The organism is Dysgonomonas mossii, assembly GCF_004569505.1.
In the GTDB taxonomy this organism is placed as follows: Bacteria; Bacteroidota; Bacteroidia; order Bacteroidales; family Dysgonomonadaceae; genus Dysgonomonas.
In genome coordinates this window covers 605,493-617,188 of the sequence record NZ_SPPK01000001.1, presented here as the reverse complement: position 1 = coordinate 617,188, position 11,696 = coordinate 605,493, and the positions used below count along the sequence as shown (strand labels likewise).

Here is an 11,696-nt window from a genome sequence, read left to right as displayed (position 1 = left end):
AGATGAAGCTATTGAAGTATTCTACAAAGTAGCACTCAAAGAGTCTTCACCCCTCTAACAACTCTTTATATAAATTACCTAGCCTTTCTCGCAAATGAAGCACGGCATAACGTTTGCGAGATATCAGTGTGTTTACACTTACTCCGGTAGCTTCTGATATTTCCTTAAAAGAAAAGCCATCAAGCTCTGTCAGCTCAAATGCCTCCCGTTGTTCAATCGGAAGTTCGGACAAAGCAGCGTCTAATTCTTCCCAGACCAAAGCCCGCAAATATGTAGTCTCGGGAGATGCATCTTTATCAAACATAAGACTAGAGACCTCCGCTAAGAATGTATCTTCATCATCTTTAGCTGTCACATAAGGCATATCCACCTCCCTATGCTTGCGGCTACGGTCTATGATCTGATTATTGGCCACTGAATACAACCACGCAGACATTTGCTCAATTGGTTTTTCTATCATATCTATTTTTGATAATTGATAAAAAACATTCTGCAAAATATCTTCCCTATCCTCCTTCGAAAAGACTCGTTTAGCTATATAATTTTTCAGCTGCACGCGATATTTATAGAAAATATCGGTAACATTCTGTTGTCCTTTAGCTAAATCGTTCGTCATTCTTTATTGTCGTTGGCCATATCTGATTCAAAACCTCTTCTTTCACATCTTTCTCTCATGTGCTTCCGAATATATTCGCGTCGCTCACTAAGAGGCATATCTTTCATTTTTGCTCTTAATGCATGCCAATAGTAGAAATCTTCATTTCGCTTATCATGGCGAGGATGTCTTCCAAATTTACCAAAACGTCCAAAGCCGCCCAACAGTAACCTCGACAGTATCATAAGCCCGGCCGCCTGCCAATAATTAATAGACGTCCATCCTATTATTGAAGGTATCAGAGCATTCCACAGAAACATTACAACAGCTATGGATGCTGCAAAAACAGCAATAAATATAAAAAAGTACGCGATCTTTTTTCTTTTAAAATTTTTCATATTGTTTATCCTTTTATTTCTCAAACTCTTATTCTATCACACTGAAATACAAATGAAGTATACTAATCGTTGCCATCAGTAATGAAGCAACTATAATTGCTATAGGGACAGCCGTTTTACTTATATCTTTCTTTTCCATTATTTATTTTATCTCAAAAATATCTCTATTATTTATGACGAATGAGGCAATAAAATATTTTAGAAAGATTTTTATTAAATACAAAAAAAACTAAATCTAATTCACTTACAACAAACATCAAGCCGAATATTCTATCGAATATATTTACTTTTATGCCCTTTAAAAGATAAAGAATGAGAAAAACATTACTAATAGCCGTCTTGGCTTTACTGAGTTATTCAATATTTGCTCAAAAGAACAAAAAGCAAGAGATAGATATTCACCCATACGACAGCACTAGAAACTTTCTAGGAAAAGATGTTCTACAATATACAGGACAAGAATTATTTCTTAAAGGCCTTGATAAGCCTTCACAAAAATATGGATACAGTGGATTTATCCTCAAGTATAAAAAGGATGACGACATACTAAACGACGAAAAGAACATCTATAAACCGAATGATAATTACAATTCTCGCTATGAAGATCTGGCTGGAAAATATTTCCAGATTTTAGAAGTTTTGAATCACCCAAAAGCAAAATCAAACAAACAAGACTATGCAGATGATTATTATCTGAAACTTCAGGAAAAATCGAGTGGAGACGTATTGTTTTATAAATACAATGTCGATTCCGAATATACATTTCCATTTATCGTTACAGGATTTTTTCTAAAACAGAAAGCAATACAAAGGGGAAAAGAATATGTTCTATCCGACGACATCCTGAAAATGTCACGTAATCTTTCTACCGGAAAAGCGCTATCGTTTACAACAGGTCAAACGTGGAAATGTACCGATCTGACAATAGATAACACAAACAATGAATTATCTCTGATATTAGAAAGCAAAGGTGGATTAAAAACCGCAATCCCCTACTCTCTTTTGAATAACAACGAAGGTATAAAAAAAGTATACACTGCAACTGAAGCTAGCGAGTTGACAAAGAAATATAATGTAAACAATTTCCGCCGTATATTGCAAAACAAAATCAGGGTTGGTATGACCAAAGATATGACTCGCCTTGCATGGGGTGAACCTACAGAAGTCGTTAAAAATGGCAATGCGGAACAATGGCTTTATCCGGCAGGACAATTAAACTTCAGAGGCGATAAAATAGTAAGCACAAAATAGTAGATTTCTCTCCACTCTAAGATATAATCAAAGACGTCATACTCAAAGATCCGGCTATAACCTTATCATTAAAGAATCGGACTTCCTCTCCTTTCTGTTGCAAGGCTAAGATATAGAGTAGCGGAATATAATGCTCCGGGGTAGGAATAGCTAGTCGTGCAGAATCGTGCAGGTGACTAAAGTTAATCAAAGCATTGTGATTCTCGTCTTGGATTTTATTTTTGAAAATATCATTCAGTTCAAAAGCCCAATCATAACCATATTCCGTATTGAAGTCTCCATTCTCTACTTTCACCATCCTGAGATTATGAATCATATTGCCACTACCGATTACCAAAACACCTTTAGAACGCAGGAAAAACAGTTCCCGAGCCAGTTCATAGTGATACTCTGGTCCTTTAAAGTGGTCTATACTAAGCTGTACAACAGGTATATCAGCCAAAGGATAGATATGCTTCAACACACTCCAGCTACCATGATCTAAGCCCCATTCGTAATCAAGTTCTACTGCTTTTACATGATCTTTCACAATAGCTGACAAGTCTTGTGAACCGGGCGCAGCATAGCGCTGATTATATAATTCTCTTGGAAAACCGTAGAAATCATGAATTGTTTTCGGCATATCCATTGCTGTCACAAATGTCCCCCTTGTTTCCCAGTGCGCTGAGATACAAAGAATAGCACGAGGCTTTGGCAGTTCACTCCCCAGCCGATTCCACCCGTGCACAAACTCATTATCTTCTATTGCATTCATTGGGGTTCCATGTCCCACAAAAACAACAGGCATCAAAGGTGTATCATCAAAAGACATAACCTTTTTATGTAATTCTTTCAGAGTCATAATTCTAATCTTATATACAAAAACAGCCCTGACCTACGATCAGAGCTGAATCTCATCTACCTATTTATAAATATATTTATTGTTGCTGAGCTGCCTTTGCTACTATAGTTATCTGTAGTTCAATATTATCGTTTACGATATTCTCTTTCAAGTCTGCAAAAAGAGTTTTAGATCCATATTTTACATTCCATTGCGTACGATCTATAGAGAACGGAACTGTAACAGCTTTATATACATCTCCTTCTTTTGTTATCTTAGCTCCAAATGTAATGTTTTTCTCTACATCTTTCAGTTTCAGGTTACCACTCACTTCATAGTTTACACTATCGGTAGGATGAGCAGCCTTTACTATTTTAGTAATAGTAAATGTACTTTCGGGATAAGCAGCAACATCAAAAAAATCTCCACTTTTAAGGTGACCTGTCAGCTTATCTTTTAATATCTGCGTAGGAAGGTCTTCATCTACAATATTATTCATATCAATCACAAAACTACCTGAAGCTACCTCTTCTCCATTTACAGCTAACTGTCCACTCTTCAATGCGATTGTTCCTACATGGTCTCCTCCAACCTTAGACCCTTTCCATTTAATGGTAGACGCTGTTGTATCTACTACCAACTGTTCACCTGTTCCTGTTGCTGCCGACTGAGCATCTGTTCCTTCTACCTTGTTCTTCGTTGTTGTATTGCAAGACACGGCAAACAATACTACCGCAATAGCTAATAAATATGTTTTCATATTATTTATAATTTTTAAATACTAATCGATTTGTTCTATTAAATATGATGCAAAGTTAAATTATCATTTTCTATTTACAAAATAGCAATATTTATACATTATCATAAAAAAATTTATAGATTTGTATTTCATTAGTCTTTGGTTGCTAATAGTTTCTAATAAATATAGAACTCTGTAACCCTGAAGATTGTTCAATTTCAATTCATGAATTTATAATTTGCAATCAAATAGTAATGGTAAACTTAGAATGGTACAGGACATTTAAAGCCATTTATCAATATGGTACGCTCACAAAGGCTTCACAAGAGCTTATGGTATCTCAACCCAATGTCAGCATTCAATTGGCATCCCTAGAAAGCTATATCGGTCAGCCTCTATTTATACGAATGCCTCGCAAGATGGTTCCAACGGAGTACGGCAAACAGCTTTACACGCAGATAGTAGAATCAATAGACAACCTCGAACGAGTTGAAACCGAATTTAAAAGGACTGTACTCAACAAAGCTCCAAGCATACGCTTTGGCACTCCGGGAGAACTCTTTTCGGATTATCTGGCCGAACATATAGGTAGTCAAGATGATCTGCACCTAACCGTTGAATACGGATTGGCAGACGAACTCACAGGCAAGCTTATCAACAATGATCTGGATATTGCAATCATCACCAGGCAGAGCAAATCAGATGATACGCTCACCTATGAGCCTCTATTCACCGAGTCATTTATGATTGTATGCAATTCGAATATGGACACAACAATATTTGATGACCTAATAGAAAAAAACAATTTGAACGAAGCCGAGAAATGGCTTAAAGCCCATAAGTGGTATGCCTACGACAATAATCTGCCTCTTATCAGGCGCTTCTGGCGAGAGAGCTTCAAGAAACGCCCTATACTGAAATTACATGCTGTAATTCCGGATAACTTATCTATCCTAAAAGCCATAAAAAACAATAGTGGTCTTGCTGTATCATCTGACATAATAGCAGGAAAGGCTTTAGAAAACAAATGGGTAAAGACATTATGGAAAGGAACAATTACGGCAACGAATACACTCTATTTGGCTTACAATAAGAATAAGATACAGCCACAGTATGTAGAAAAAATAAAATCTTTCATATTAAAACATGTTGATACGAATATGGAAGATTTAACAACTGTATAACAACCGAAAAAACAAAATTAAGTTATGATTCTACCTAATTCACAAAAAAGTTAGTTTTTTGTGTATATTTGTATACATTACCTAGTACAATTTAAAATATGGAAAGCGGAAAATTTCTAACCCTCATAAAAGACGGAATATGTAACAACTGGGAGCGACCGGCTCTCACAGATTATAATGGCGAAACATATCTATATAAGGACTTCGCCACAAAGATGGCTCAATTGCATATTCTATTCGAAGATATGGACGTCCAAAAAGGTGATAAAATAGCTATTTGCGGACGAAATTCAGCAAACTGGGCAGTTGCCTTTTTTGCATCCCTCACCTATGGTGCTGTGATAACAACAATATTACATGATTTTAGTGGAGAAAGTATACATTCGCTAGTAAATCACTCAGAATCGAAAGTATTCTTTGCCGATGAATTTGTATGGTCGAAAATAGATCCGATACAAATCCCGACTGTGGAAACGATCCTTTTGATAGATGACTTTTCTGTACAGAAATCACGGTCTGCCAAATTATTAGCATCCTGTGCCAATTTAGATCAGGCACTACTGAAAAAATATCCAAATGGCTTTACGAAAGAAGATGTAGTTGTACACGACGAGTCTCCCGACGAATTAGCCGTACTAAATTATACATCAGGTACAACAAGCAACCCGAAAGGCGTTATGGTTCCTTATCGCAGCCTATGGTCTAATACACGGTTTGCTATAGATAATATCGAATTTGTAAAAGCCGGTGACGGTATTGTATGCATGCTACCGATGGCTCACATGTACGGATTAGCCTTTGAAGTTTTATTATCCATCGCCAAAGGCTGTCATATTCATTATCTGACACGTGTTCCTTCTCCTCAAATTATAATGGATGCCTTTGCAAAGGTAAATCCAACTTTGGTACTGGCTGTACCGCTGATTATTGAGAAAATCATACAGATGCGTGTGTTTCCTGAGTTAAAGAAGCAGCCGGTGAAAACGCTGATAAAAATTCCTTTCTTCAGAAAAAAAGTATATCAAAAGATTGCAGACAAACTAATACCGATGTTTGGTAGTAAGCTGGTCGAAGTTGTGATTGGCGGTGCTGCACTCAACAAAGAAGTAGGACAGTTCCTTACAGATATAAAATTCCCATACACCGTTGGATATGGAATGACAGAATGTGGACCGCTGATTTCTTACGAGTATTGGGAAACGTACAAACCCGGATCTTGCGGACGTCCTGTAGACAGAATGAGTGTACGCATCGAATCATCGAATATGGAAACCGAGACAGGCGAAATCATGGTCAAAGGGCAGAATGTAATGCTTGGCTACTACAAGAATGAAGAAGCGACAAAGCATGTCATAGACGAAGCCGGATGGTTACGTACAGGTGATTTAGGCGTGATGGACAGGGATGGTTTTATATTTATCAAAGGTCGTAGCAAAACGATGATACTCGGAGCTTCAGGACAAAATATTTATCCGGAAGAGATAGAAGGCTTTTATAATAATTCTCCATTTGTATCCGAATCGCTCATTATAGAAGAAAATGGGAAACTGATCGCTCTCATATACCCGGACAAAGACTATATGAAGAAGCATGATATAAAGGAAAGTGAGTATTCCGATATTTTCCTTACTGAACGAAAATCTATTAACAAGCGACTGCCAAGCTATAGTCAAGTTGCAAACTTCAGAATACAGGAGCAAGAATTCGAAAAAACGCCAAAACGGAGTATAAAACGATTCTTGTATCAACGATAAATAATATTCCAAGGTGGTATATATTGCGTTCCTCAAGGGAATTAATGTTGGAGGGAAAAATATCATAAAGATGTCCGACCTGAAACTCATGTTTGCCAACATGGGAATATCGGATGCTATAACATATATCCAAAGCGGCAATATTCTTTTCACATCAGATGATACAGAGGAAGCATTAGTAAAGAAAATAGAGGCTTCTATTTTTAAAACATTCGGACTAAATATTGCGGTTATATTAAGAACTCTAACAGAATTAAAGCAACTTTTGAATTGTATCCCATTTTCGGAGAATGATATTCAAGAGATAGAGCAGAATACAGAAGGTGAAGTGTTCTATTTGTTTCTGTATAGAGAAGCTTTATCTGAAAGTAGCAAAGAACGTATATCAGCACGAAAACAAGAAAATGACAAGCTTGAAATAATCAATCGGGATGTATATGTTTTATTTGATAAAACGATCAGAAATTCTAAACTAGCCAATGCTTTGCAGAAAGCAGATGAATATTGCACTTCTCGAAATATAAAAACAATAAATAAATTAGTAGAATTAGGTACAAATAATTTTATATAACAGACATGTCAGTAGACGATAAAAAAATCATCTTTTCAATGATTGGCGTAGGTAAAACGTACCCGCCACAAAAACAAGTATTAAAAAATATCTACCTTTCTTTTTTCTATGGGGCTAAGATTGGCATCATCGGGCTCAACGGTTCGGGTAAGTCAACATTACTAAAGATCATAGCCGGTATAGACAAAGAGTATCAGGGAGAAATTGTATCAGATAAAGGATACTCGGTTGGGTACTTGGAACAAGATCCAAAACTTGACCCTGCTAAAACCGTTAAAGAACTTGTGCAAGAAGGTGTACAACCGATAATGGATGTACTAAAGGAATATGAAGGCATAAACGAGAAATTCGGTCTGCCTGAATATTATGAAGACCCGGACAAAATGGATGCCCTCTTTGCACGTCAGGCAGAATTGCAAGACAAGATAGATGCAAGTGACGCTTGGAATATAGATAATAAATTAGAGCGTGCAATGGATGCTCTTCGTTGTCCACCTGAAGACCAATTGGCAGCCAACCTGTCGGGAGGAGAAGCCCGCCGTGTAGCATTGTGCCGTTTGCTATTACAAGAACCGGACGTATTATTGCTGGATGAGCCAACCAACCACCTTGATGCAGAATCAATTGACTGGCTGGAACAACATCTCCAACAATACAAGGGTACTGTAATTTGTATTACCCACGACCGCTACTTCCTAGACCATGTAGCCGGATGGATTCTTGAGCTCGACCGCGGTGAAGGTATTCCTTGGAAAGGAAATTATACCTCATGGCTCGAACAAAAGACCAAACGTATGGAACAAGAGGAAAAACAAGCAAGCAAACGCCGCAAAACCCTCGAACGTGAGTTGGAATGGGTGAGAATGGCTCCTAAAGCTCGTCAGGCAAAAGGTAAAGCTCGTTTAAACGATTACGAGAAACTCTTGAACGCCGACCAGAAAGAACGTGAAGAAAAACTGGAAATATTTATTCCGAATGGGCCTCGTTTAGGAAACAAAGTGATCGAAGCACACGGTGTAGGCAAAGCATTTGGAGATAAACTATTATTCGACAATCTCGAGTTTATGCTTCCACCATCAGGCATTGTGGGTATCATAGGCCCGAATGGTGCAGGAAAAACCACACTTTTCAGACTGATACAAGGACTCGAACAAGCAGATAAAGGTACATTCGAAGTGGGCGAAACCGTAAAAATAGGATATGTAGATCAATCGCATGCTGATATAGATCCTAACAAAAGTGTATATCAGGTAATATCCGGAGGGAGTGAATTTGTTCGTGTAGGAGGCAAAGAAATCAATGCACGTGCCTATCTTTCTCGTTTCAATTTTTCGGGAGGCGACCAAGAAAAGCTGACAGGTGTATTGTCGGGTGGTGAGCGCAACCGCTTACATTTAGCACTCACACTGAAATCGGAAGCGAATGTGTTGCTACTGGATGAGCCGACCAACGATATTGACGTAAATACTTTACGTGCACTTGAAGAGGGGCTCGAAAACTTTGCAGGTTGTGCAGTGGTTATTTCCCACGACCGTTGGTTCCTCGACCGTATTTGTACTCATATACTGGCATTTGAAGGAAACTCGGAAGTTTTCTTCTTCGAAGGCAGCTATAGCGAATACGAAGAGAACAAAAAAGCACGATTAGGCAACGTTGAACCAAGACGTATACGCTATCGTAAGCTTATGAATTAAAAAAAGATAACGTTTATGCAACGTTACAGAAATTACATAGTCTAATTAGTATTGATAATCAAGAGTAAATATCGATATTTACTCTTGATTTTTTAAATACAAAAAACAAATGTGATTCCCCAATAAAAGAATGAGTAAAACTCCACAATATATAATACTTAGGAAGACAGTTTTTCTCTTTTTATTCTGTTGTTTTTGTGGCATAACATACGCCCAATCCCTCACAGTGGTACGTGGTGTTGTAAGAGATGCTGTCACAAAAGAAAAGTTACCTTTCGTTAGTGTTACGATCGACAATACATCTGCGGTAACATTTTCGGACGAAGATGGTGAATATAGACTAAGCTATAGGGGAAATAGAACGGCAGTTTCGGCGTCACTGTTGGGATACAAAAGCCAATCATTCACTATACATCCCGGTGTAACCACCACAAGAGAGATACTATTAGAACCCGAAGACAAACAACTGAATGAAGTAATAGTACGGCCACAAAAAGAAAAATATTCTAAAAAGAATAATCCGGCTGTAGAACTGATCAAGAAAGTAATAGCCCACAAAGATATCAACAGTATTTCGGCATTAAAGTACTATCAGTATGAAGAGTACGAGCGTACATTTATAGCTCTGAATGAGTTCAAGCCTGAACAATCGCAATTTAAGCGTTACAAATTCCTCCCTAATTATATAGACACATCTTTAATAGACAAAAAACCGATCTTGCCGGTATCAGTAAGAGAAAAGCTAACAGATGTGTTCTATCGTAAAGATCCGAAAGGCAACAAACGTATTGTAAAAGGCTATCATATAGAAGGTCTTGACCAGACTTTCGAGACCGAAGCTCTCGATGCCATTATCAAAGAAGTTTTTAAGGATATTAATATTACAGACAACTCAATCACTTTACTATTCCAGCAGTTTGTCAGCCCGCTAAGTGATCACAGCTCTGTAAATTTCTATCGCTGGTATATATCCGACACAGTTAATATAGATCATAACCGATATGTGAAGCTCGACTTTGCCCCGTTCAATTCACGGGATATTGGCTTTACAGGGAACTTATTTATTTCTCTGGATAGTATGTATGCTGTAAAAAGAGCAATATTGAGAACTCCCCAAAAGATGAATATTAATTTTGTAGATGAACTGATCATACAACTCGATTTCAAAAAAACAGCAGACAACAAATGGATTCCGGACAAAGAGCGCATGGCCATAGACCTGTCGATGATAAACATGGTAAAATTCTATGTAGATAAAGTAAAGTCATACGAGAGATTTGCAATAGACAATCCGATGGATCCCGTTTTTGCTTTGGCTGCTCCCGAAGCATTTGAAAAAGACTACCTGAAAAGAGATAAAAAATATTGGACTAACAACCGCCCTCCGGATTTCAAGAAAGATTACCGGATGGATCAGATGATGGAAGATGTAAACAAAGTAGCTCTCTTTAAAGTTTTGCTGAATGCCGGGAGTGTTCTATCAACAGGCTATTTTCCTACTACCAGAAACAAGGAGGACACAAAACTGGAAATTGGAAGACTCCCTACAATGTATAGTTTCAACCCTGTTGAAGGGAATCGTTTTAGGTTGACCCTCAATACAACGAAGAATCTGCATAAACACCTCTTCTTATACGGATATGCGGCTTATGGTACTAAAGACGAAAAGTTTAAATATTATGGCGAAGCAACATGGGCATTTAACGATGTAAAATATACCAAAGACGAATACCCAAGAAACAACCTTACTGTAGCTTATAAATATGATGTAAACACGCTTGGGCAACGACAGACACAAGCCGAAAAAGATAACATATTTATGTCGTTTCGCAGATCGAATAATGTGAAGATGACATACAATCGCCAGACTGAAATATCGTACGATAAGGAATTTTACGGTGGATTCTCATTCACGCTCACCGGGCATACTTTCGATGAAGAAGCAGCCGGAAAGCTTCTTTTCGAGAAGATGGACGAAGAAGGGAACAAGTACAATGTAAATAGAATACGTACCACCGAAACAATGCTTACCTTACGCTATGCACCGAATGAAAAATTCTACCAGATGCGTCGAAAGAGAAGTTCGTTAACTTCACCACGAACCATCTATACCTTATCGCATGTGATGGCCGTAAATAATCTTTTTGGGGGACAATACAATTACAACAGAACTTCATTATCATTCTTCAAACAAATGTGGGTAGCTCCTTACGGAAAGCTGACCTTATCGGCACAGGCTGAAAAGCTGTGGGGCGAAGCTCCTTTTCCATTCTTGATTACACCAAGTGCTAACAATTCATATACAGTTCAGCGAGGTAACTATTATTTGATAGAGCCGTTGGAGTTTGTGCACGATGCTCAGGTATCATGGGAAATATATTACCATTTGGGAGGCTGGTTATTTAATAGAATACCTGTGCTTAAATGGTTGAAATGGCGAGAAGTATTTGGGTTTAGGGGGTTCTATGGAGATTTGAGTAAGCGCAACAACCCTCGGTTTAATCACAATTTATTGTTATTTCCACAAGAGACCTTTGCAACCACAAATACCCCTTATATGGAATATAACATTGGTATTGAGAATGTCTTTAAATTCTTCCGAGTAGATTATGTTAGAAGGGTAAACTATCTCTACCATCCGAATGTAGATAAAGACGGAATCAGAATATCATTCGAGCTAACCTTCTAAA

At 37.7% G+C, this 11,696-nt stretch carries 10 protein-coding genes; 6 read left to right on the top strand and 4 right to left on the bottom strand.

Annotated features, from left to right (window positions below; all coding sequences use genetic code 11):
- Window positions 1-46 precede the first annotated feature (46 nt).
- Both E4T88_RS02755 and E4T88_RS02750 read right to left on the bottom strand, forming a co-directional pair.
- The gene (locus E4T88_RS02755) at window positions 47-616 is read right to left on the bottom strand and encodes an RNA polymerase sigma factor (protein WP_135103944.1); all 570 of its coding nucleotides are present in this window, start codon (window positions 614-616) and stop codon (window positions 47-49) included.
- Window positions 613-993: a hypothetical protein gene (locus tag E4T88_RS02750; RefSeq protein ID WP_135103943.1), complete on the bottom strand. Its 381-nt coding sequence runs from the start codon at window positions 991-993 to the stop codon at window positions 613-615. The genes E4T88_RS02755 and E4T88_RS02750 overlap by 4 nt, the downstream gene beginning before the upstream one ends.
- Window positions 994-1,305: 312 nt before the next feature.
- Here E4T88_RS02750 and E4T88_RS02745 point away from each other — a divergent pair, with 312 nt between their 5' ends.
- Entirely contained in the window at window positions 1,306-2,244 is a 939-nt protein-coding gene (locus E4T88_RS02745; RefSeq protein ID WP_135103942.1) for a hypothetical protein, read from the top strand.
- 16 nt (window positions 2,245-2,260) lie between these two features.
- Here the strand turns inward: E4T88_RS02745 and ygiD are convergent, their stop codons facing one another.
- Together ygiD and E4T88_RS02735 are read right to left on the bottom strand one after the other, a co-directional pair.
- Complete coding sequence (gene ygiD, locus E4T88_RS02740) at window positions 2,261-3,085, bottom strand: 4,5-DOPA-extradiol-dioxygenase (RefSeq protein ID WP_135103941.1); 825 nt, start codon at window positions 3,083-3,085, stop codon at window positions 2,261-2,263.
- 76 nt (window positions 3,086-3,161) lie between these two features.
- Window positions 3,162-3,824 carry a YceI family protein gene (locus E4T88_RS02735; RefSeq protein ID WP_135103940.1) on the bottom strand — a complete coding sequence of 221 codons (663 nt, stop codon included), beginning with the start codon at window positions 3,822-3,824 and terminating at the stop codon, window positions 3,162-3,164.
- A 233-nt stretch (window positions 3,825-4,057) separates the two neighbouring features.
- On the opposite strand from E4T88_RS02735, the gene E4T88_RS02730 reads away from it, so the two are divergent.
- From E4T88_RS02730 to E4T88_RS02710, 5 genes are all read left to right on the top strand, one after another.
- Window positions 4,058-4,987: a LysR family transcriptional regulator gene (locus tag E4T88_RS02730; RefSeq protein ID WP_135103939.1), complete on the top strand. Its 930-nt coding sequence runs from the start codon at window positions 4,058-4,060 to the stop codon at window positions 4,985-4,987.
- Between the two features lie 98 nt (window positions 4,988-5,085).
- Window positions 5,086-6,741 carry an AMP-binding protein gene (locus tag E4T88_RS02725; RefSeq protein WP_135103938.1) on the top strand — a complete coding sequence of 552 codons (1,656 nt, stop codon included), beginning with the start codon at window positions 5,086-5,088 and terminating at the stop codon, window positions 6,739-6,741.
- A 13-nt stretch (window positions 6,742-6,754) separates the two neighbouring features.
- Window positions 6,755-7,312 carry a DUF1697 domain-containing protein gene (locus E4T88_RS02720; protein WP_135103937.1) on the top strand — a complete coding sequence of 186 codons (558 nt, stop codon included), beginning with the start codon at window positions 6,755-6,757 and terminating at the stop codon, window positions 7,310-7,312.
- Between the two features lie 5 nt (window positions 7,313-7,317).
- The gene (gene ettA, locus E4T88_RS02715; RefSeq protein WP_135103936.1) at window positions 7,318-9,006 is read left to right on the top strand and encodes an energy-dependent translational throttle protein EttA; all 1,689 of its coding nucleotides are present in this window, start codon (window positions 7,318-7,320) and stop codon (window positions 9,004-9,006) included.
- Window positions 9,007-9,136: 130 nt separating this feature from the next.
- Entirely contained in the window at window positions 9,137-11,695 is a 2,559-nt protein-coding gene (locus tag E4T88_RS02710; RefSeq protein WP_135103935.1) for a DUF5686 and carboxypeptidase-like regulatory domain-containing protein, read from the top strand.
- Window position 11,696 lies beyond the last annotated feature (1 nt).

Bases quoted from the DNA above. Each gene is read 5' to 3' on its own strand.
- E4T88_RS02755 (WP_135103944.1), bottom strand. From the start codon at position 616: ATGACGAACGATTTAGCTAAAGGACAACAGAATGTTACCGATATTTTC.
- E4T88_RS02730 (WP_135103939.1), top strand. From the start codon at position 4,058: ATGGTAAACTTAGAATGGTACAGGACATTTAAAGCCATTTATCAATAT.
- E4T88_RS02750 (WP_135103943.1), bottom strand. From the start codon at position 993: ATGAAAAATTTTAAAAGAAAAAAGATCGCGTACTTTTTTATATTTATT.
- E4T88_RS02725 (WP_135103938.1), top strand. From the start codon at position 5,086: ATGGAAAGCGGAAAATTTCTAACCCTCATAAAAGACGGAATATGTAAC.
- ettA (WP_135103936.1), top strand. From the start codon at position 7,318: ATGTCAGTAGACGATAAAAAAATCATCTTTTCAATGATTGGCGTAGGT.
- E4T88_RS02745 (WP_135103942.1), top strand. From the start codon at position 1,306: ATGAGAAAAACATTACTAATAGCCGTCTTGGCTTTACTGAGTTATTCA.
- ygiD (WP_135103941.1), bottom strand. From the start codon at position 3,085: ATGACTCTGAAAGAATTACATAAAAAGGTTATGTCTTTTGATGATACA.
- E4T88_RS02710 (WP_135103935.1), top strand. From the start codon at position 9,137: ATGAGTAAAACTCCACAATATATAATACTTAGGAAGACAGTTTTTCTC.
- E4T88_RS02735 (WP_135103940.1), bottom strand. From the start codon at position 3,824: ATGAAAACATATTTATTAGCTATTGCGGTAGTATTGTTTGCCGTGTCT.